The 21,835-nt window shown below is 41.8% G+C and carries 26 protein-coding genes; 19 read left to right on the top strand and 7 right to left on the bottom strand.

Translation table 11 applies throughout. The annotated features are described in order from the left end of the window. From I3259_RS17565 to I3259_RS17555, 3 genes are all read right to left on the bottom strand, one after another. The coding region (locus I3259_RS17565; RefSeq protein ID WP_238031020.1) for a phage integrase N-terminal SAM-like domain-containing protein at positions 1–220 on the bottom strand (220 nt) is incomplete at its 3' end. 455 nt (positions 221–675) lie between these two features. Then, positions 676–891: a DUF465 domain-containing protein gene (locus I3259_RS17560; RefSeq protein ID WP_238031019.1), complete on the bottom strand. Its 216-nt coding sequence runs from the start codon at positions 889–891 to the stop codon at positions 676–678. Between the two features lie 152 nt (positions 892–1,043). Continuing rightward, on the bottom strand, positions 1,044–2,285 hold the full coding sequence (locus I3259_RS17555) for an NAD(P)/FAD-dependent oxidoreductase (protein ID WP_238031018.1): 1,242 nt from the start codon (positions 2,283–2,285) through the stop codon (positions 1,044–1,046). A 248-nt stretch (positions 2,286–2,533) separates the two neighbouring features. Here I3259_RS17555 and I3259_RS17550 point away from each other — a divergent pair, with 248 nt between their 5' ends. Continuing rightward, positions 2,534–3,412, top strand: coding sequence for an alpha/beta fold hydrolase (locus tag I3259_RS17550; RefSeq protein ID WP_238031017.1), 879 nt, complete (start codon positions 2,534–2,536; stop codon positions 3,410–3,412). A 10-nt stretch (positions 3,413–3,422) separates the two neighbouring features. On the opposite strand, the gene I3259_RS17545 is transcribed toward I3259_RS17550, so the two are convergent. Together I3259_RS17545 and I3259_RS17540 are read right to left on the bottom strand one after the other, a co-directional pair. Continuing rightward, on the bottom strand, positions 3,423–4,490 hold the full coding sequence (locus tag I3259_RS17545; RefSeq protein WP_238031016.1) for a methyltransferase: 1,068 nt from the start codon (positions 4,488–4,490) through the stop codon (positions 3,423–3,425). Between the two features lie 127 nt (positions 4,491–4,617). Further along, on the bottom strand, positions 4,618–5,016 hold the full coding sequence (locus I3259_RS17540; RefSeq protein WP_238031015.1) for a hypothetical protein: 399 nt from the start codon (positions 5,014–5,016) through the stop codon (positions 4,618–4,620). Positions 5,017–5,246: 230 nt separating this feature from the next. On the opposite strand from I3259_RS17540, the gene I3259_RS17535 reads away from it, so the two are divergent. The 17 genes from I3259_RS17535 (at position 5,247) to I3259_RS17455 (ending at position 20,857) form a co-directional block, all read left to right on the top strand. Next, entirely contained in the window at positions 5,247–5,978 is a 732-nt protein-coding gene (locus I3259_RS17535) for a beta-ketoacyl synthase chain length factor (protein ID WP_238031014.1), read from the top strand. After that, on the top strand, positions 5,978–6,796 hold the full coding sequence (locus I3259_RS17530; RefSeq protein ID WP_238031013.1) for a lysophospholipid acyltransferase family protein: 819 nt from the start codon (positions 5,978–5,980) through the stop codon (positions 6,794–6,796). Before I3259_RS17535 ends, I3259_RS17530 begins: the two co-directional genes overlap by 1 nt. A gap of 5 nt (positions 6,797–6,801) precedes the next feature. Beyond that, positions 6,802–7,062 carry a phosphopantetheine-binding protein gene (locus I3259_RS17525; protein ID WP_238031012.1) on the top strand — a complete coding sequence of 87 codons (261 nt, stop codon included), beginning with the start codon at positions 6,802–6,804 and terminating at the stop codon, positions 7,060–7,062. A 15-nt stretch (positions 7,063–7,077) separates the two neighbouring features. Next, positions 7,078–7,332 carry an acyl carrier protein gene (locus I3259_RS17520; protein ID WP_238031011.1) on the top strand — a complete coding sequence of 85 codons (255 nt, stop codon included), beginning with the start codon at positions 7,078–7,080 and terminating at the stop codon, positions 7,330–7,332. A 3-nt stretch (positions 7,333–7,335) separates the two neighbouring features. Further along, complete coding sequence (locus I3259_RS17515; RefSeq protein WP_238031010.1) at positions 7,336–7,899, top strand: hypothetical protein; 564 nt, start codon at positions 7,336–7,338, stop codon at positions 7,897–7,899. Between the two features lie 60 nt (positions 7,900–7,959). After that, a complete protein-coding gene (locus I3259_RS17510) occupies positions 7,960–9,351 on the top strand; it encodes an AMP-binding protein (RefSeq protein ID WP_238031009.1) in 1,392 nt (463 codons plus the stop codon). Positions 9,352–9,368: 17 nt separating this feature from the next. After that, positions 9,369–9,743 carry a 3-hydroxyacyl-ACP dehydratase gene (locus I3259_RS17505; protein WP_238031021.1) on the top strand — a complete coding sequence of 125 codons (375 nt, stop codon included), beginning with the start codon at positions 9,369–9,371 and terminating at the stop codon, positions 9,741–9,743. Then, the gene (locus I3259_RS17500) at positions 9,736–11,427 is read left to right on the top strand and encodes a glycosyltransferase family 2 protein (RefSeq protein ID WP_238031008.1); all 1,692 of its coding nucleotides are present in this window, start codon (positions 9,736–9,738) and stop codon (positions 11,425–11,427) included. The genes I3259_RS17505 and I3259_RS17500 overlap by 8 nt, the downstream gene beginning before the upstream one ends. Further along, on the top strand, positions 11,414–12,973 hold the full coding sequence (locus tag I3259_RS17495; protein WP_238031007.1) for an aromatic amino acid ammonia-lyase: 1,560 nt from the start codon (positions 11,414–11,416) through the stop codon (positions 12,971–12,973). Before I3259_RS17500 ends, I3259_RS17495 begins: the two co-directional genes overlap by 14 nt. Positions 12,974–13,095: 122 nt before the next feature. Continuing rightward, a complete protein-coding gene (locus tag I3259_RS17490) occupies positions 13,096–13,536 on the top strand; it encodes an acyl-CoA thioesterase (RefSeq protein ID WP_238031006.1) in 441 nt (146 codons plus the stop codon). Then, positions 13,520–14,191: an outer membrane lipoprotein carrier protein LolA gene (locus I3259_RS17485; protein ID WP_238031005.1), complete on the top strand. Its 672-nt coding sequence runs from the start codon at positions 13,520–13,522 to the stop codon at positions 14,189–14,191. Before I3259_RS17490 ends, I3259_RS17485 begins: the two co-directional genes overlap by 17 nt. Further along, positions 14,175–16,538: an MMPL family transporter gene (locus I3259_RS17480; RefSeq protein WP_238031004.1), complete on the top strand. Its 2,364-nt coding sequence runs from the start codon at positions 14,175–14,177 to the stop codon at positions 16,536–16,538. The genes I3259_RS17485 and I3259_RS17480 overlap by 17 nt, the downstream gene beginning before the upstream one ends. An 11-nt stretch (positions 16,539–16,549) precedes the next feature. Next, positions 16,550–17,167 (top strand): DUF3261 domain-containing protein, encoded by a 618-nt coding sequence (locus I3259_RS17475; protein WP_238031003.1) that lies wholly within the window; start codon positions 16,550–16,552, stop codon positions 17,165–17,167. A 61-nt stretch (positions 17,168–17,228) separates the two neighbouring features. Further along, the gene (locus I3259_RS17470; RefSeq protein WP_238031002.1) at positions 17,229–18,443 is read left to right on the top strand and encodes a beta-ketoacyl-[acyl-carrier-protein] synthase family protein; all 1,215 of its coding nucleotides are present in this window, start codon (positions 17,229–17,231) and stop codon (positions 18,441–18,443) included. Next, complete coding sequence (locus tag I3259_RS17465) at positions 18,436–18,912, top strand: hotdog family protein (protein ID WP_238031001.1); 477 nt, start codon at positions 18,436–18,438, stop codon at positions 18,910–18,912. The genes I3259_RS17470 and I3259_RS17465 overlap by 8 nt, the downstream gene beginning before the upstream one ends. Next, positions 18,909–19,634 (top strand): 3-ketoacyl-ACP reductase FabG2, encoded by a 726-nt coding sequence (locus I3259_RS17460; RefSeq protein WP_238031000.1) that lies wholly within the window; start codon positions 18,909–18,911, stop codon positions 19,632–19,634. Before I3259_RS17465 ends, I3259_RS17460 begins: the two co-directional genes overlap by 4 nt. Next, positions 19,631–20,857, top strand: a complete 1,227-nt coding sequence (locus I3259_RS17455) for a beta-ketoacyl-ACP synthase (protein ID WP_238030999.1) — start codon at positions 19,631–19,633, stop codon at positions 20,855–20,857. The genes I3259_RS17460 and I3259_RS17455 overlap by 4 nt, the downstream gene beginning before the upstream one ends. Positions 20,858–20,948: 91 nt before the next feature. Here I3259_RS17455 and I3259_RS17450 read toward each other — a convergent pair whose 3' ends face one another. Both I3259_RS17450 and I3259_RS17445 read right to left on the bottom strand, forming a co-directional pair. Next, positions 20,949–21,137, bottom strand: a complete 189-nt coding sequence (locus tag I3259_RS17450) for an STAS/SEC14 domain-containing protein (protein WP_255721390.1) — start codon at positions 21,135–21,137, stop codon at positions 20,949–20,951. 15 nt (positions 21,138–21,152) lie between these two features. Further along, positions 21,153–21,314 (bottom strand): hypothetical protein, encoded by a 162-nt coding sequence (locus I3259_RS17445; protein ID WP_238030997.1) that lies wholly within the window; start codon positions 21,312–21,314, stop codon positions 21,153–21,155. Between the two features lie 325 nt (positions 21,315–21,639). On the opposite strand from I3259_RS17445, the gene I3259_RS17440 reads away from it, so the two are divergent. Beyond that, positions 21,640–21,835, top strand: a 196-nt coding sequence (locus I3259_RS17440) for a hypothetical protein (RefSeq protein WP_238030996.1), incomplete at its 3' end; no start/stop codon positions are given.

Raw genomic sequence — 21,835 nt, 5'->3', positions numbered from 1 at the left:
TTTTCACGGTACTCCATGAATGTGTTTTGATCAGTTGTGTAAAATACCGTTTCAGATCGTCGGTAGTTAACGTGTCTGGCGATTTATCCAGTTGATGGGTAATGCGACGTAGCGCACGACTATAAGCATCAATCGTAGCGGGACGTTTACCTTGCAAGGTGAGATGGATAAGGTGTTGTTCATAAAGATATTCTGAACGATGTTGCTGTGCTTTATTCATGATAAATACTCCTTTTAGAAAGGTGTATTTACCGTAGTTGAGGTTGTGAGTTTTCACTCTGCCGCGCAGCGGCTTCGTTCAACAAGCAATTCAAGCAGATTCGCAACGCTCGGCATTTCCAGTTTGAATCAGCATTAGTGTTTACGGCACAATATATTAGTTAAGTGGCAGCGTTACTCAGTACTTAATTGGGCGTTATTCGAACGTTACCCCTACTTTTCCTAATACCTATCAGTCCAAATAGAGCAAATTGCCTAGCTTACCTTTGTCCAAAGCTGTGTTAGGTAAAGCTATGGTCGCAGTGTGATAAATACAGATTATCTAATGAGTAACGCACTCTGTTCACTATAGCCATTTGTTATTGATTGCTAGATTTAGACAAATAAAAAAACAGAAAAGAAAAGCTCGCACTTATCTTTTCTGTTTCTATTCACTTATTGTTGACGAATAAATGATTATTTAGCTTCTACACTTTTTAAATAAGCCAAGATTTCATCTTTAAGCAATAATTTTTCTTTTTTAAGCTTATCAATAATATCTTCATCAAAGCCGTCTTTCGCAGTCATCTTTTCGATTTCAGCATTAAGCGCGCAGTGTTTATCATATAGACGATCAAAAGCAACTTCTTTACCTTTTAAAGAATCGATTAACTCTTTGTATTCTGGAAACATCGGAACTCTCCTCATCAATAGCTTATGCCTTAGTTATACGCCTTCTATCTAATTAAATTAAGACAAAAATCACGCTTATGCTGCGCTATTTATGAAAACCAATATTACTATTTCAAGCCATTGAATATGGCTTGAAATAGGCGCAAGGCAACTTAACTACAAATTTCAGCGAGGGTTCTTAAACGACGTTCAGATTGGGCAACAAACGGGTTTTTCTGATCCCATGCATAACCTGCCAGAATCGAGCACACCATCTGTTTTATTTTAGGATCGGGATCGGTATAGAAAATCACTTTTTGTAATTCACCAGAGTACCAGCCTTCTACATAAGTACGGAAGGTATTTACCCCTACCATTAATTTATCGGCATATTCTTGCTGCCAATTAACGTCATCGCCTGCTAATTGTTTCAATAAGGCACTAACAACCAAATCTGCCGATTGCATTGCAATGGTCACGCCTGATGAAAATACAGGATCTAGAAATTCCCCTGCATTGCCTAATAACGCATAGTTGTTCGTCGCAAGGTGTTTAACATTGGCAGAATAACCGCCAATTTGCGCTGCATGATTTGCGTATTCTGCTTTGCTAAGCAGCTTATTTAATGTTGGCTCTTGCGCCACAATTTGCTGCAATGCTGTTTTTTCATCAGCATCGTATTGGGCTAAAAATTCAGGCTCTGCCACCACTCCTAATGAGCAAGTCCCGTTGCTAAATGGAATAAGCCAAAACCACACATCTTCATTGGTTGGGTGAACGGAAATTAAAATCTTTTCACGATCGTGCTCAATACCGCTGTCTTCAATATGATCCACAACATGGGTGAAAATAGCATGACGCACAGGTAAACAAGACGGCTGTTCTAAATCGAGTAAACGCGGTAATACACGCCCAAAACCACTGGCATCTAAAATAAAGTCGGCTTCTAGCGCATAGGTTTGCCCTGTTAACTCATCTCGAATCGTAATAACTGAGAGAGTGTCACCACATTCAATTGCTTCTACGCTGTGTTGATAGCGAATTTCAACTCCTTGTTTAGCCGCTTCATCGGCTAACACTTTATCAAAATTGCCGCGCTGTACTTGGTAAGTCGTACCGGGACCTACTGTGAATTTATCGCGAAAATCAAACGCTGTGTAAGTATCACGACGGCGAAACGCGGCACCATTTTTATATTGAAAATCAGCACCTGTTACTGCATCGAGCATATTGGCTTTTTTGATCACTTCCATACAGGCAGGTAATAAACTTTCGCCGATAGAAAAACGAGGAAAAGTGTTTCTCTCTAAGACAACAACATCAATATTATTTTGATTTAACAACGCTGCGGCAACTGAGCCTGATGGGCCTGCACCAATAATTGCAACTTGGGTACGTTGTCTACTGTTCAACATCTTTTTCCTTTTATTAACATTATAAATATCTTATCTGACGAGTGTGAGATAAGAAGCAACGAGCAGCTTAGATATATTATCAACGCAGAGTTTAGCAAAGTTATTTATTCACACCATACAACAGGGATCGCTTTAACTTAAAAAACAGCAATGATAGACATTGTTTTATTTTCTCACAGGAGAGATCACATTTCCGTTTTAAGACGTACACACTTATTAATACGTCATGACAAATCAGGAAGATGCCCATGAACTCTTTTTTGCTTCTGACTCTGTTATTACTTCCTGTAATATCTGGTTGTGCCAACCAAGCATTTTTCTCACCATCAAATAATGATATGCCAAGTAAAGAGGTCGTTTGGCTTGATTCGCTCTCTGGCAATAAAATTGCTTATCGCTATTATCATCCCATGAATACTTCTTCTATGCCGTCACCTGAACATCGCGGCACTGTGGTTCACTTTCATGGCAACAGTGGGCAAATGGAGCAAACCCAAGAAAAAGTCGCATGGCTGACAGATTATGGCTTTAACGTGATCACTTTCGACTACTCTGGTTTTGGTCACTCAACAGGTACGGCAACAGATAAAGACGCGTACCTTGATGCGATCTCTGTCCTCAATTACATCAATCAATATAACCACCAGCCGTTATTTGTTGTCGCGACCTCTACTGGCAGTAATATCTTTTTACGGGCTTGGGCTGATAATCCGATTGAAATTGACGGCATTATTCTCGACTCCCCCTTTACCAGTTACGTTAAAGAAGCACAATTTGTTTTAAGCCAAAGCCCTTTAGGCAAACTCTATGATTGGTTTGCGCTGGTTCTTATGCGAGATGACTATGCCGCCGAGCAAAGTTTACACCGTGTGCCCGAAAGTCATGCCTTGGTAGTACACTGTGAAGAAGATAACGTTGTGCCGTTTGAATTTGGTGAAACACTTTATCAACAGCTTAAGGGGAATAAACAGTTTATGGCTTTCGATAATTGTCGCCACGCGAGGGCCATGACAGGCGACCATCCTCGTTATCAGCAAAATATTGCCCAGTGGTTAGTTAACACCGAGCAATACGTGAGACAAAATAACCGAGAGCAAGCCACGCAAATGATCGCTTATAATGAATGATTCGGTTCGTTTATACGGCTGATAACGTTAATAAGGTATGACCTAAACCAATATTATCTTCACGCTCTGTCACAATAAAGCCCGCTTCTTTGACGATTTCTAGAAAATCATCACTGCGATAGAAACGGCTATTACCGTTGGCTAAACAAGTGAAATATAACGAGGTCGCATTCAAACTATAGGTCGCCGCTTCGTAACGCTGTGCATCCCAGAAAAGCTCTAAAATATATACTACCGCATCAGGCGACATAGCCTCACGTACACGACGTAAAATGCTCAGTATTTCCATAGGTGAAAAACAATCTAAAAACTGGCTCATCCACCATACATCCGCTCCTTGCGGTAATGCTTGAGATTTATCCAGTAAGTTAGTCCCCACACCCGAAATGCGATCTGCCAGCCCTTTTTCTTTGGCTTGTATAAGTGCCATCTCAATTTGTTGTGGTAAATCGATAATAGTAACGCTCACATCAGGATCATACGCACAGCACTGTTGCGCCCACTTCCCCGTGTTACCACCAATATCAAATAAGTGTTTAGGCTTTTTCGCAAAGACACGTTCAAGTAGTAACGGAAATGAACGATCAGAATAGAAGTGATCGAAATTAAACCAACTTTCTTTGGCGGCTACAGGTAATTGAGATAGTCCTTGATAAATGGTTTCCCAATCACCCAGTTCCACAAGACCTGCGGGTTTGCTTTCTTTAATGGATTGAGAAAGGTGCATCATCGCAGCGTAGCAAACGTCTGCAGTAAAATCGACATTTGCTCGAGTCATACCATCATGCAGTAAATAATGACCCAAATTGGCTAAACGGTATTTTGGTGCGTGCCAAGTGACAATATGTGCGCTTAGCCCCATATCTAATAATACCTTTACACCATATTCGCTGATCCCTGTTCGCTCTGAAATTGCAACAGCATCCAATCCGTCTTTTTTTACTTCATCTAATGCCGCTAAAATCCCAAGATCACGCAGTGATTTAGCGGTTTGAAATACGATAGGAGCAAAGGCAAGTTTTTGCGCTTCTGTTTTTGCATCAAGAGCATTAAAAGGATCTACAGAATAATCGGTCACACGACACCTACATAGGTTAAACAGTTGCCGCTTATTCTATCGACCCTTTGCCCGCTCTTATTGTTTTAAAACAAATTATCCGTCATTAGTTAATATCATTATCTATGCACTTATTACGGTAATTTTATTAATAGTTTTGAGCATTTAAACCTAATTGCTGTTGGATAGAGCGAGATAATTTTACCACCCAATTATTGTAATTGCGGTGAATATCTGTGCCGTCATAATCTAAATTTTGACTATTTTTATAATCAATACTGTAATTTAATGCTGAATACGGAATGTCGACCGTTGCGGTATGAGTTCGAACAGAAAGGGTAGCCACAATCAAGCCAGGTTTTATGACTCGAGCACTCCATCCTCGTTGCTCAGCAGCAGTTAATATCGCTTTTTGAACATCATCAATAGAATGTTGTTGCCCTGTAACAGTACTCGGTACATACACATCATTTAAATTCAATACTGGTTTACTGGTACAACCGACGATCAAAAAGCTCGCCATTATACTAAGTAGTGTCTTTTTCATTTTAGGGATCATCATTATTTTAGTTAATACTCTTAAGCATTATCATCCAAACTCACTTCAACAAACAAGATGAATATACCACCTACGAATAACTGACATATTAAAAATATTACATAATATTTTTCATGTTGCGTGCCATAACACCACAAATATGTTTTTCAATCACAGGTAGACTTTATTATCATAAGACACATTCATTAGAACAATAGACTTTACGCAAACGGTTAACCATGAACTCTGTGCACTTTACAATCAACCAGTGGGAAGCTCGCTCACTTGGCTTGTCATCTCTCGCAGAATGGCAGCAATGGGCAATAACCCAAAACTGGCCTCAAGCACCAGAGCCTATTGTGTTTGATAAAATACCGCCGATGATGCGACGTCGTATGAGTAATTTAACTAAATTGGCGTTACAAACTGCGTTACACATTGCTGATGAACAACAGATTGATTACATCATCTTTTCTAGTCGTCATGGTGAATTGCATCGCACTGTGACCCTTATAGAGTCAATACTTGATGGTGACGATGCATCCCCCATCGCCTTCTCGCAATCAGTTCACAATACGGCTGCTGGGCTTTATACCATCATCACCAAAAAGCCAATCACGGTAACATCGTTATCGGCTGGTGAACACACACTTCACTCCGCTTTGATTGAAGCCGCATGCTATTTAGCCGATAACCCTAACCATCAGGTTTTATTGGTTGATTTTGACGAACCACTACCAGAGCAGTACCAACAGTTTAAAACACAAGATCACCAAAGTTACGCTTTTAGTGCCATTTTATCTGCTGGTAATGGCTATACGCTGCAATGGAGCGCAGCAGAAAAAGAAAATAATAAGGAAATCGCGATAGGATTCCCACAAACGTTAGATGTGATTAAACACCTCGCTTTAGGTGACAAAGCGTTTAGCCTTTCTGATCAACGTCATCACTGGCACTGGGTATGTAACTAGTGACAGATTCAAGACTCCCGCTGTCACAACAGCTGAATAAATATTGGCGTATTGTTGCCACCGGATTTTGCTTTAGTTTATTTGGTATAGGCGCACTCACCTTAACCTTTATTATTTTCCCGTTAATGACACGTACGGCGAAAAACACCCAACAGCGCGAATTTAAAATACAGAAAATAATTCAACAATCGTTTGATTTTTTCTGTCGCACCATGCGTTTTTGGGGCACGATTGATTATCGCTTTGAAAACGCAGAATTATTAGAGAGCGATAGAAATTGCCTTATTGTGGCAAATCACCCCAGCTTAATTGATTATGTTCTGATCGCTTCTCGACTCCCTCAATGCGACTGTTTAGTGAAAGCCGCTATCTGGCATAACCCGTTTATGAAAGGTATTGTGAAAGCCGCAGGCTATATTCCCAATAAAGATCCAGAAAGCTTACTCGATGACTGCAGTCAACGCTTAAGTAACGGTAATGTCTTACTCGTTTTTCCTGAAGGTACCCGTACTACGCCAGGGAAAAAATCAAAATTACAACGTGGGGCTGCACAAATAGCAGTTCGCACAGCGTCGGATCTCCGTGTTATTCATATCACGGTTGAACCCAGCTTTTTAACCAAAGAAAAAAAATGGTATCAAGTTCCCGACAGCAAACCTTTCTTCTTAGTCGAAGTAAAGGATAAAATAACGGTTGGATCATTTATTGAAACTAGTGACTCCGCCACAACAGCAGCGCGTAAGCTCAACCGTTATCTTGATGCTGCTCTTTTTCCTGCTCAACACACTGTTCAGCATCATGATAATAATCATAAGTAGGTACTATGGAACAACTACATAACGAATTAAAAACACTCATTATTGATGCATTAAACCTTGAAGATATTACTGTTGATGATATTGAAACAGATGCCCCACTATTTAATGATGGCCTAGGTTTAGACTCTATCGATGCGTTGGAATTGGGTTTAGCGATTAAGAAGAAGTACAATATCGTCATTGATGCAGATGACACCAATACCCGTGAGCATTTTGCATCTGTTGCTAACTTAGCAAACTATATTTCAAATAATAAAAACTCATAAAATAGCGTAAAAAATATGACAGAAGCTAATCGTAACCAAGTCTTTGACCAAGTAAAAAATGTTCTTGTGGAACTGTTTGAGCTTGATGCAGATGACATTCAACCACAAACTAATCTATACACTGAACTTGATTTAGACAGTATTGATGCCGTTGATTTAGTCGTTCACTTACAAAACATTACCGGTAAGAAAATTAAACCTGAAGAGTTCAAAACTGTCCGTACCGTTGATGATGTGGTCGATGCAGTGATCGAGCTTGTTAAGGAATAATTGATGATGCGTTTGCTGACAGGTGTGTCAGCATTAGCGTTACTCGCCTATCCTCTCGCGGTTTACTATGGTTTAAGCCGTTGGGGGTTAGGCGTTGTTGCTGGATTGCTGGCAGTGTTGTTTTTACTCCGCATTATCGCGGCGAAACAAACTCAACTTCGTGAACTTAAATATATTGCATGGCTCAGCGGTGGCGCGGGATTAATCCTTGCTTTACTCGGCAGCATTTTTCGTGAACATGGCTGGTTTCTCTATTATCCAGTGATCGTCAATATCCTTATGCTTGGGCTGTTTAGTGCCAGTTTATGGCAAAAACAAAGCCTGATTGAACGACTAGCACGGCTTCAAGAATCTGATTTACCACCAAGTGGCGTTCGCTATACGCGCAATGTAACTAAGATATGGTGCATATTTTTCATTGTTAATGGATCAATCGCGCTTGCGACCTGCTTTCTTCCACTGCAAATATGGACGTTATACAACGGTTTGATCAGCTACCTTCTTGCGGGCAGTCTATTTGCGATTGAATGGGTTGTACGACAGTTTGTTCAGCGCAAATCACAGTGAGAAATCGATTCCTAATTATTGCTCCTCTCTATTTGTTCTACCTTCAACACCGGAATTACCATGAAACCATTAATACTGTCGACAACAATGATTCCGTTATCTCAATTAATGCAGCAGTCTGAGCGCCAATCTCCGGTGTCTGTCGATCCATCAGGTAATCAATCGTGGCAGCAGTTTCACAACGATGTTGCTTTGCTGTGTGAAAAACTAAACAGCCATGAGCAACAACAATGGGCAATATGTTGCGAAGATAGCTACTTCTTTGCAGTGGCCTTTATGGCATTAGCCCACAGTAAACAGCGCATTGTATTACCCGGAAATCACCAGCCAGCGGCACTTGCAGAGCTTAGCCACCATTTTGATGGCTTACTCCACGATAACAATATTCAATGCCCAGCATCGTGTATTAGCCTCAAGCTGAATACTATAAACTGGCAGTCTTCACTCAATTTTCCTATTGTATTTGAACCGCTAACGCTCGCTGATATTCAACTGACGCTGTTTACATCTGGCTCTAGCGGAAAACCTAAAGCCATTATCAAAAACCTCGCGTTATTAAATAACGAAATCGCCCAATTAGAAATGCTATGGGGACAACAATTAGCGCAAACCACGATTGTTAGTACCGTTTCACACCAACATATCTATGGTTTACTGTTTCGTATTTTATGGCCGCTGTGCTGCGATCGTAGTTTCAGTCGTTTTGATTTGATCTACCCAGAACAAGTAATGGCACACGCCAGCGATGATTGTGTACTCATTAGTAGCCCTGCGTTGTTAAAGCGCCTTGATAATGAAGAAAAAACACAAAACTATCGCGTAATTTTCTCTTCTGGTGGGCCGTTACCTTTAGCGGCAGCCCAACAATGCCTTACTATCTTTGAACAATTACCTTTTGAAGTCTTTGGTAGCACGGAAACGGGGGGGATTGCTTACCGTCAGCAACATGATAATTCGACACCATGGCAACGCTTCCCTGTTATTGACATCGCACTGAATGCAGAGCAATGCCTTAAGATCTTATCACCATTTATTGATCAAGATCTGTGGTATCAAACGAGTGATCATTGTGAACAGATCGATAACGATCGTTTCATTTTAAAAGGTCGTACCGACCGCATTATAAAAGTAGAAGAAAAACGCATTTCGTTAACCGATGTTGAACAACGTTTATGTTCGCTACCATGTATTGACGAAGCGGCAGTATTGCCATTAGAGCAAAATAATCGTCTTATTTTAGGCGCAGTGATTACACTCTCAAATGAAGGTAAAAAAGACATTCAGCAACGTGGAAAAGGAAAGTTTTGGTTGCACCTGCGACAGCAACTACGCCAATGGATTGAGCCTGTGGGCATTCCGCGTAGCTATCGCCTCGTTGATAGTATTCCTTTAAATACGCAAGGAAAGCGTTTAGTTAGCGATCTAGAATCGTTATTTACTGATGACGTCTAGCTATAAGCATAATAATGATGATAAATAGAACTCCAACATTACTCGCTCAACACATTGATGGTTATACAGCCGAGCTTATCTTGCGCCCTGACAACCAACTCACTGACTTTAAAGGGCACTTCCCATCTTTCCCGTTATTACCCGGTGTAAGCCAAATTGACTGGGCAGTGCAGTTTGCGAAGCAATACTTTGCTGATATCCCCACTCATTTTAACGGCATGGATGTGATTAAATTCCAAGAGCCAATTTTGCCAGATAGCACCATCACTCTCACACTAGAATGGCGTGACGATCAGCAAAAACTGCATTTTAGCTATACCTCAATCGATGCTGATAACACGCTACATAAACATTCATCAGGAAAAATTAAGTTAGGTCGTCAACATGTGTGAATTTAAGCCCTGTTTTCTGATCCCTTGCTATAACCACGGAGCAACAGTGCCAGCCGTTGTTAATGGGTTAATAAGCTACGATTACCCCATTGTCATTGTTGATGACGGCAGTGAATTAGCCACCCGTAAAATTTTATCGGAACAAGCCAAACGCCCCAATATCAACATTGTTACCTTGCCGCAAAATCAAGGTAAAGGGGGGGCAGTTATCGCTGGCATAAAACAGGCACAAGTACTTGGCTTTACCCATACCATTCAAATTGATGCCGATGGTCAGCACGATTTATCAGCACTACCTAAGCTGATCAATGAATCAAAAAACTATCCTGATTCACTGATTTCAGGCCAACCGATTTACGATGAATCAATCCCTAAATCTCGCCTCTATGGTCGTTATGCCACTCATATTTGGGTCTGGATTGAAACCCTGTCGTTTAACATTAAAGACAGCATGTGTGGCTTTCGCTCTTATCCTATTCGTCCAATCATTAATGTGATTAATCACAATAAACTTGGGCTGCGAATGGATTTTGACACTGAAATCATGGTGCGTTTTTACTGGGATAACGGCGATATTCGTTTTATTGATACCAAAGTTATTTATCCAGAAGGTGGCATCTCTCACTTTGATGCACTGTGGGATAACGTCAAAATCAGTTGGATGCATACCAAACTGTTTTTCGGCATGTTGCCACGTATTCCCAAGCTGATTAAACGTAAATCAACCGATCAACAGCATTGGTCTTCACACGCTGAGCGCGGCACCATTGTAGGTATTAAGACCCTACTTGCGGTGTATTCACTACTGGGTCGAAAAGCATTTAACATATTGTTAAAAGCCGTTATGGGTTATTACTACTTAACCGGTAAGAAAGCGCGAAAAGCTTCAGAAGATTATCTAGAGCAACTTGAAAGCTACGCCAGCGACAATCAGCTAGCCTTGCCAGCAAGGCTTAACAGCTACGATCATCTACTGTCTTTTGGTCACACTATGTTAGACAAGCTCGTAGCATGGAAAGGCGACTATTCTGAAAATAACTTAACTATTCACGGTGACGAACACTTTGATGAGCTGGCAAAACACAAACAAGGCATCATTGTGTTGGGCTCACACCTTGGCAACCTAGAGCTATGCCGAGCATTAAGCTCTCGCCATCCCGATATTAAGATCAACGCATTAGTCTTTACAGAACACGCTGAACGCTTTAATGCGGTACTCAAAGCCATTAACCCAGATTCTGATCTCAATCTTATTCAAGTTAACGAGCTAGGTGCAGATACCGCGATCATGTTGCAGCAAAAAGTCGAGCAAGGTGAATGGCTGGTGATTGTTGGTGATCGCACTTCAGTGACCAAAGAACAACGTGTGGTATGGGCAGAATTTTTAGGCAAACCTGCACCATTCCCACAAGGGCCTTTTATTCTTGCTTCTGTGCTAAAAGTGCCAGTCTATACACTCTTTGGTCTACGTGATGATAGCCAAGCGATACCACACTTTGATGTTTACTTTGAACCTTTTAGTAAACAGTTAATTTTGCCTCGTAAAACGCGTGAAACGGCATTACAAGAAACTGTACAACAATATGCGTCAAGGCTAGAGTCCTACACAATCAAAGCACCATTGCAATGGTACAACTTTTTTAATTTTTGGCAGCTTAGTGGAAAGAACAATGACAACCAATAATACCTCAACAACTCAACAAACCATTAAGTTTGGTTCCGATCGCCTCACGATTGAAGACGTTTGCGCTATCGCTAATGGTGCCCATGCTGAAATGAACAATGATGCTGCATTCAACGAAAAAATTGATCGCGGTGTCGCTTTCCTTGAACGCCTGCTCAAAGATGAAGGCGTGATTTATGGTGTAACCACTGGCTATGGTGATTCATGTACAGTTGCGATCCCACCAAAACTAGTTGATGAACTGCCGCTGCATTTAACCCGTTTCCACGGCTGTGGTTTAGGTGAAGTATTAGCACCGCAGCAAGCCCGTGCTGTACTAGCCACCCGTTTATGCTCGCTATCTCAAGGGGTTTCTGGTGTAAGTCATGAGCTACTGAACCAATTAGTAACCTTGATTAACCACGACATCGTGCCACGTATTCCAGAAGAAGGATCTGTGGGTGCCAGTGGTGATTTAACCCCGCTGTCTTACGTTGCTGCAACCTTAATTGGTGAGCGCGATGTAATTTATAAAGGCGAAGTGCGCCCAACCGCAGAAGTATTTAATGAGCTTGGTATTACGCCTATTCAGCTAAGGCCTAAAGAAGGCTTAGCGCTAATGAATGGCACATCGGTAATGACGGCTCTTGCCTGTTTAGCTTATAAACGCGCAGAATATCTCGCGCAGATGGCAACCAAGATCACCGCGATGGTGTCTGTTGCTATGCAAGGTAATGATTTCCACTTTGATGAAGCGTTATTTGCGGTAAAACCACATCCTGGTCAGCAACTTATTGCTAGTTGGTTACGTTCTGATCTGCAAGCAGAGCGTCCACCTCGTAACAGTGATCGCTTGCAAGATCGTTACTCATTACGTTGTGCACCGCATGTAATTGGTGTGCTGCAAGACAGCCTACCTTGGCTACGCCAAATGATTGAGAACGAGCTAAACAGCGCCAACGATAACCCTATTATTGATGGTGATAACGAGCGTGTATTGCACGGTGGTCACTTCTATGGTGGTCATATTGCAATGGCAATGGATACTCTAAAAACGGCAGTGGCTAACATTGCCGATCTATTAGATCGTCAAATGGCTCAACTAATGGATTATAAGTTTAATAATGGCTTGCCATTTAATTTAACCGGTGCCGTTGGTGAACGTAAGCCAATCAATCACGGTTTTAAAGCCGTGCAAATTGGGATTTCAGCATGGACGGCAGAAGCATTAAAACACACGATGCCAGCCAGTGTTTTCTCTCGCTCAACGGAATGCCACAACCAAGATAAAGTGAGTATGGGCACCATTGCTTCTCGTGACTGTTTACGTGTTTTACAGTTAACAGAGCAGGTGACTGCCGCTTCATTACTAGCTGCAACTCAAGCGATTGAGCTAAGAAAACGTGATGATGAACTTAACGCTTCACACCTCAGTCCTGCGTTAACAAAGATGAATCAATCCGTGTTAGAACACTTTGAACCTGTGATTGAAGATCGCCCGCTTGAGCACGATTTACGTCTATTCATTGATATGATTCAGCAGCAGCACTGGGCGTTATATCACTAACCTCTATCACGCTTAAAAAATTAACCAAATACTCACTCTACATACAGAGTGAGTATAGTTTTTTTAGCTATCATCTTGATAACTTATATTTTCTTATTTTATGTGTGTAGGGAAATCGATTAATGACATTAGGCAAACCTATCTTGATTAGTGCAGAAATATTACTCACCACAAACTTTCAAGATGCCGATCCAATGGGCGTTATTTATCACGGTAACTACTTCCGCTATTTTGAAGAAGCTCGTCGTATTTTGATGGAAAAACTTAACTACAGTTACCGTCAAATGGAAGCATCTGGCTATATGTGGCCTATCATTGATACCCGAGTCAAGTACGTAAAAGCGATTCCCTATGATCACCCAATTCGAGTAACAGCAACATTAACTGAATGGGAAAATCGTCTACGGGTTGATTACGTGATTTATGATGCTGAAACGGGTACTCGTATGACGAAGGGGCACACAATGCAAGTGGCTGTTAGTATAGAAAAACGTGAAATGTGTTTTGTTTCACCTAAAATATTTACCGAAAAAGTGGAGACATACAATGCCAACAATGCGTAATCATTCTCACTTTAGTGCCCATTTTAAACGGGTGGCAAAGATCACACTTACTGCTTCTATGTTAGTACTTACTAGCTTATCATCACATGCTATTACTCTAGAACAACTACAAAAAAACTTATCTTCTGAACTCTTAGTGCGTGGTGATTTTGAACAGCAACGTGAAATGGCTATGTTTGAACAACCATTAATTTCAAGTGGCCAATTCCTCTTATCAGCAAAAAAGGGATTATGGTGGCATCAAACAACCCCCATGCCGGTCTCTTTAGTCCTAACACAAGATAAACTAAGCCAGCAATTTGACAATCAACCAGCCCAAATACTGACGGCGAGTGACAACCCAATGGTGTTTTACTTTAGTCATGTATTCTTATCAATGTTTAAAGGCGATACCTCACAGCTTACAGAGCAGTTTGAATTATCACTGAAAACCTTAAAAGACAGTAAGACTCATAATCAATGGCAGTTAGTGCTTACTCCAAAAACAGCACCATTAAATAAAGTCTTTAGCAAAATTTCAATTGAAGGTAGTCAGTTCATTAATAAGCTTGAACTCGCCGAGATTCGAGGTGATAAAACCCTCATCACTTTCAGCCAACAAAAAACCACTCCAACAGCTCTGACATCAGAAGAAAAACGTGTTTTCCAATTCTAAGTTAGCCAGCTTATGGCTCGCGATTATGTTGATCTTGGTAGCCGCACTAGGCTACCAACTCACTGCGCGTAAACAACTCCCTATCGAAACTAACATCTTGGCACTGCTACCTGAAAATCGCCAAGATCCTATTGCTCAACAAGCGTTTGATCATATCGCCACCAGCATGAGCGACAAAGTCGTCTTTGTTGTCGGCAGTGAAAACAGCGATACCATGCTTAAAGCAGCCAACGATTTTAGCCAAGCATTACCATCGCTAAAACTATTTAGCCATATCGATGCCAAAGTCAGTCAAGATCAACAGCAAGCATGGGCCAAGCTTTATTACCCCAAACGCTTTCAATTACTCACGCCAGAGCAACAAACACGATTACGAGAACACCCCGAGCAACAAACACAGAACGTATTAAACACCATGTATAATCCGTTTTCTGGCATTACAGGCACAGAGCTTACTAACGATCCATTCTTATTATTTCGTGAATATCTTACCGATCTCACAGCCAAAGCTGGAAAATTCAGTCTCAAACAAGGTTTTCTCACCACGGAATATCAAGGTAAGCATTACGCTTTAATTACCGCTAACCTTGCTGGCTCAGCCTATAACATTGGATTACAAGATAAACTTCCTGCTTTACACGCTTTAGAACAACAAATAGAAAGTAAGTATTCACACTCAGGCTCTGCATTAGATATTCAGCAAACAGGGGTGATTTTCTATGCGGCACATGGGACAAAAAGCGCAGAAAATGAAATCAGTACGATTGGATTAGGTTCATTGCTAGGCATTATTATATTACTGATTGCGGTATATCGCAGTACGTTGCCATTAGCCCTCGCCCTGCTTTCAATTAGCTGTGGTTTAGTCGCTGCATTTGTCGCAACGGTTGCTGTTTTTGGCAAAGTGCATCTGTTTAGTTTGGTCTTTGGTGCCAGTTTGATTGGCGTTTCCATCGACTATGCTTTCCATTACCTTACCGATCGCTTAGCGGCAGGTAAACATTGGAACGCTCAGCAAGGTTTAAAACATATATTTACTGCTATCACGCTCGGTTTGATCACTAGTTTGATTGGTTATTTAGGCATGTTAGTTGCGCCCTTCCCTGGCTTGCAGCAACTATCTTTATTCTCAGCGATTGGTTTAACCGCCGCTTACGCCACCGTTGTATGTTGGTACCCAACCCTTGCAGCAAAACCAAGTAAGCCTCGAGCGATCCCTTTTGCGGGCACACTAGGTCGCTGGCTGCATCTATGGCAGCAACCCAGTATCCGTTGGGTTACACCTATACTATTAGCACTGCTGTCCATCTATGGTTTAACCAAAGCGACTTACAACGATGATATTCGCCAACTGCAAGCCCTTCCTGCGTCGTTACAGCAACAAGAAGCAACGATTAAAGCCATCACAGGTGTAAGCAGTAGCCAACAAATGTTGCTAGTAAAAGCAGATAGCCAAAAAGCATTACTCAATAAAATAGCAGCTACCGATCACATCTTAGATGGATTAATTCAACAAGGAGCATTAAAAAGCTACCAAAGCCTTGGTCAATATATCCCGACGCTTGAACAGCAAAAAGCTAACTTCGAGTTAGTCCAACAGCTATATAAAGAGCAAGGTACGGCACTTAGCCAAAGTTTAAATCTAGCACAACCTGTTAGCTTCACCGCCACATTTGAACCTTTAACCATGGCGCATTTCTTGACATCACCGATCTCAGCACCACTGCGTTTTATGTGGCTCGACGCACTAAAAGATAAAAATGGTGTCAGTAAATACAGCGCGGTGATGTTGCTTCATGACATTAAGCAGCAAGACGCTATTGAACAGCTAACGCATAACGACAGTGAACTGACGTATTTAAACAAAGCCGATGAGATTTCAACTCTGTTCGGACAATACCGAGAGCACGTGACTTGGCTATTGATCGCGGCGACCTTTGCGATTTATCTGTTATTAGCTTGGCGTTATGGCCTCAAGCAAGGGGTGAAAATGATCGCGCCATCCTTAATTGCAGGTATGGCGGGTATTGCAATCACAAGCCTAACAGGTACACCACTTAACTTGTTCAACCTATTAGCTCTGATCTTAATTTTGGGTATCGGGATTGATTACAGTCTATTTTTTGCAGAGCTAAAAGCAGAAACAGCGCACCAGCAAGGGATCACCACATTATTGGCGATCACCTTATCCGCATTAACCACTGTTTTGTCATTTGGCTTACTTGCGCTGAGTGAAACTCAAGCTATCCATAGTTTTGGGATCACTGTACTGACAGGCATCATCATCGCTTGGCTATTAGCCCCATTAGCGATGAGCAAAGTAAAACCATCGCAACAACATCAATAAGGCTATTTGCAATGAAAACCATAAAAAAACACGCTAAAAGTATGATTGCCGTATTGATGGCGAGCGTGGTATTAGTCGGATGCGCCAGCAAACCTATGGTGCAACAAAACCAAGTGGAAATTGCGCCCAATACGCTTGTGACCTTACCAACACCAGCTCAACTGGGTTACTCATTAACAGCCAGCCAGCTGATCACTGCAACATGGCAAAAACAAAGCCACCAGCTTCCGGTTCAGCTCCAAGTTGATCCGAAGCGAGTAGCGTTAGCGGGTTTTTCTTCATGGGGAACACGTATTTTAAGTTTAGATTATCAAGATCAGAAAGTTGAGACGTACGTTATACCTGGGTTAGGAGCAACATTACCCGATCCCAAACAAGTATTATTTAACATCATGATCACGCTATGGCCGATCAATGCTTGGAAAGCCCCATTAGAGCAAGTAGGTTGGCAATTAAAACAAACTCATAATCACCGTCAATTAATTGATAGTAAAGGTGATATAATTGCAGATATTGATTATAAAAATAGCGATCCGCTAAAAGGTGATATTACCTTTATCAACCATCAGCAACATTACACGATCGGTATTAAAACACTGCAATCAAGCCAACATGAGTCAGGCAAATAATCTCTCACTCATAACGATAAAGTCTTAAATAACCAATATCAAAGAGCCAGATATCAGCACTATGCAAACAATCGCCGACAAACAGCCAATTTATATTCGTGGGTGTGGGTTTAACTCAGCGTTAGGCTGCGAACATGACACCATCCACCAACGATTACGCCAAGGTGTTAGCCCAGATATGCTAACCGTACAAGGCTGGCTAAATGACGGCACAGAGACTGTCGTTGGCAAAGTTTCATCTGCACTACCAAATATTGATAGCACACGTTTTACGCACCAAGATACCGCAAATAACCGTTTAGCTTTATCTGCACTGCAACAAATTGAGCCAGAGATCCATGCCGCCATTAAGCAATACGGTAATGATCGTATTGCAGTGATTGTTGGAACAACGACCTCTGGGATCAGTGATGGTGAGCAAGCGCTAACGACACGAAAAGAAACAAGCAGTTACCCAAATAGTTATCACTACCACCAGCAAGAGCCAAGTAATACTGGACAATTTATTGCTGACTATTACCAATTAACAGGGCCTTGCTACACCCTTTCAACCGCATGTTCATCTAGCGGTCGAGTATTTTTATCGGCAAAGCGAATGCTAAAAGCGGGCTTAGTCGATGCGGTGATTGTCGGTGGGGCTGACAGTCTTTGTCGCTTAACCCTTAATGGTTTTCACGGCTTAGATTCACTTTCAAGCCGTTTGTGTAACCCATTTAGTGATAATCGCAACGGGATCAACATTGGTGAAGGGGCGGCTTTTATGCTGCTTGCTCGCACCCCAGATGAAAATCAATCAACACCGCATATTGCACTGCTTGGTGTCGGCGATAGCTCTGATGCTCATCATATTTCAGCCCCACACCCAGAAGGCACAGGGGCTGAAGTGGCAATGCGTAAAGCATTAGCCGATGCCAACCTGACACCAAACGATATTGGTTATATCAACGCCCATGGAACGGCAACGCCTTTAAATGATGCAATGGAAACAAAAGCCCTTGCCCGTGTGTTTGGTAATCACGTCCCCGTGAGTTCAACCAAACCTCTTACCGGACATACTCTAGGGGCTGCAAGTGCGATTGAAGCTGCCATTTGTTGGCACTTACTTCGCTATAATTTACCACTGCCAAAGCAAATTAATGATGGTGTTGTCGCAGACGATCTCCCAATTCAATTAGCCTCAGCGGATATGGCATTAACCAAACCCGTTGTGCTCAGTAACTCGTTTGCATTTGGTGGCAACAACATCAGCCTTATTCTTGGACGTACCGATGACTAATTGCCCTCCATTACATCAACTACTACCCCATGAAGCACCGATGATCCTTATTGATGATCTGATTGATGTGGGAGAAAAGCATATTCATTGCCGTGTTGTGATCCGCCCCGATTGCCTGTATTTCGATCCACAAACGCAATCTGTTCCCGGCTATGTTGGAATTGAATTTATGGCACAAAGTGTCGCAGGTTGGTCAGGCTATCACGCTTGGAAAAAAGGTGATGATTCACCGATCGGCTTTCTCTTAGGTTGCCGTCGCTACCACAGTGAATTAAGCGTATTCAAAGAACACGAAATTTTAGACATTCATGCTGAACAAATTATGGAAAATAACGGCATGGCTGTTTTTGACTGCAAGATCATGGTTAACGATAACATCGTTGCAAGCAGTCAACTCAATGCATTTGTTCCCTCAAAATCACAATTAGAACAAATGCAACTAGATAACAATAATAGGAAAAATGCATGACTCAACACGTCCTCGTAACAGGTGCCAGTAAAGGTATCGGTCGCGCGATTGCTATTCAGCTGGCTAAAGATGGTTTTACAATCGCCGTTCACTACATGAGTGATAAACAAGGTGCTGAAGCAACATTAGCTTCAATTACAGAAGCAGGCGGTGAAGGCCGCTTAATTCAGTTTGATATCAGCAACCGTGAACAATGCCGCGAACAGCTCAATGCAGACATTGCTGAACATGGTGCTTATTACGGTGTGGTAAGTAATGCCGGTATCACCCGAGATACCGCATTTCCAGCAATGACAGAGCAAGAATGGGACGGCGTGATCCACACTAACCTTGATAGCTTCTACAACGTGTTACACCCTTGCGTTATGCCTATGGTACAAAAGCGTAAAGGCGGTCGTATTGTCACCTTAGCCTCTGTTTCAGGGATCACTGGCAACCGAGGACAAACCAACTACAGCGCAGCAAAAGCAGGGGTGATTGGTGCAACTAAGTCACTAGCACTAGAGCTCGCAAAACGTAAGATCACCGTCAACTGTGTCGCACCGGGACTGATAGATACAGGAATGGTTGATGAGCATGTTAAAGAGCATGCTTTACCGCAAGTACCGCTACGTCGTATGGGAGAGCCAGAAGAAGTTGCCGGATTAGTTAGCTACTTAATGTCTGATATTGCCGCTTATGTTACTCGTCAGGTCATTTCTGTGAACGGAGGTTTAGTATGAGTCGTCGTGTTGTTGTTACGGGCATGTCTGGGGTTACTGCATTTGGTAACGATTGGCAGCATATTGAGCCAAAACTGCGTGCATGTGAAAATGCAACGATCTACATGCAAGACTATGAATTGTATGATGGCTTAAACACCAAACTTGCCGCACCGATTGAAAACTTTACCCTGCCAAAACACTATACACGTAAGAAAACCCGTGCCATGGGACGTGTATCTAAGCTATCGACATTGGCAACTGAAAACGCACTTATCCAAGCAGGATTGCTAGACAACGATGTACTGACTAACGGTCAAACCGGTATCGCTTACGGCTCTTCAACCGGTAGTACCCCTGCGATCAGTGCTTTTGGTGTAATGCTAAATGAGAAAAGCACCCGCGCTATTACCGCTACCACTTATGTACAAATGATGCCTCACACCACTGCGGTGAATGTCGGTTTATTCTTTGGTCTACGTGGTCGTGTGATCCCAACTAGCAGTGCATGTACCTCTGGTAGCCAAGCGATTGGTTATGCGTATGAAGCCATTAAACACGGTTATCAAACCGTGATGGTGGCTGGCGGTGCTGAAGAGCTTTGCCCAACAGAGTCTGCCGTTTTTGATACCCTTTTTGCTACCAGCCTTAAAAACGACACGCCTAAAGCAACGCCCCGCCCCTACGATACCGAGCGTGATGGCCTAGTGATTGGTGAAGGTGCAGGCACATTAGTATTAGAAGAATACGACCATGCGGTTGCTCGTGGCGCTAAGATCTATGCTGAAGTGGTTGGCTTTACGAGCAACTGTGATGCCGCCCACGTGACACAACCACAAAAAGAAACCATGCAATTATGTATGGAAATGGCACTACAGCAAGCGAACTTATCACCCAGTGATATTGACTATATCTCAGCCCACGGCACAGCCACTGAGAAAGGTGATATTGCCGAGAGCCAAGCAACAGCAGGTATCTTTGGTAGCAACACGCCAATTAGCTCTCTAAAAAGCTATCTAGGCCATACCCTTGGAGCTTGTGGCGCGATTGAAGCATGGTTAAGTTTAGAAATGATGCATAACGGTTGGTTTAACCCAACCCTGAACCTAGATAATGTTGATCCTGAATGTGGTGATTTAGACTACATTCGTGGTGAAGGGCGCAACCTTGATTGCCAATACATTATGAGCAACAACTTTGCGTTTGGTGGAATTAACACGTCAATTATCTTTAAACGTGTTTAAGACGATATTTTACCGCTAACGTACGCTTTATACAGCCAATAACCATGCACATAATAAGATCAGTTATTGTGCATGGTTATTATCAATCACATTATTGCTGTTTTAAAAATTCGATCGCCTGATCTTTTTCTTCTGGCTGGAAGAATTGAATATCGATATTACGAAACAGCTTATCTTCCACTTTGACGATTTTTTCAATCCACTGTTTATCAGCAACCACTGCAACCTTGGCAATATGCGAAATTCCCGCATGAAACACATAACGTACTTCTTCAAGCAGCGCAGAAAATTCAATTCAATCAAAATTATCAATCTGTTCAAAAATCACAATCTTGCCATGTACTTCGGTTTTCGCTTGTGCATCATATAAAATACGCTTCATGTCATCTTCAGTGACCTTGCCATCAATTGAAAACGCCACTGCATTATCAATATCTAAGCTAATCATGTTTAACATTATAGTTTCCTTAATCCATCAAGAAATGATGGAAATACTATGCGCTTTTTGAAGGAAAACAACAGTATTTAAAGAAAGTAATTAAGGGAAATGAAATTTCAGAAAGATCATATATTCAGAGTACGTTGAAGCTGTAATACAGCATAAGCCTGTAACAAAATATCACATTTAAAATTTGACAATAAACACGATCAAATCATAGAAACACATAAAAAGCACATTAAAGACATCATCTAGACGCTAAAAGGTATACTTTCAAGTATACAAATGTAACAATAGGTACACCAACCAGTTTACTTGTAATTTTCTAATGGTATTTTCAGCAATGCTCACTATTTTAATGTTCTTTTTTGTATCAACATGTTTAACCACCGTCATCGTTTGCTTGTTATTTGCAGGAGCAAAAACATATCATGACGAATTCTCCCCAAATGATATAAAACTGGATAAACAGGAGAGTAAATATAACCTGATTACCACCGAGACTCAGCTAAGGTTAATAACTTCTCTGGCATCGGTGG

It is taken from the genome of Photobacterium sp. Ph5 (genome assembly GCF_022129445.1).
Lineage (GTDB): Bacteria > Pseudomonadota > Gammaproteobacteria > Enterobacterales > Vibrionaceae > Photobacterium.
The sequence above is the reverse complement of the archived record's forward strand: the minus strand, read 5'-3'. Positions and strand labels throughout refer to the sequence as shown.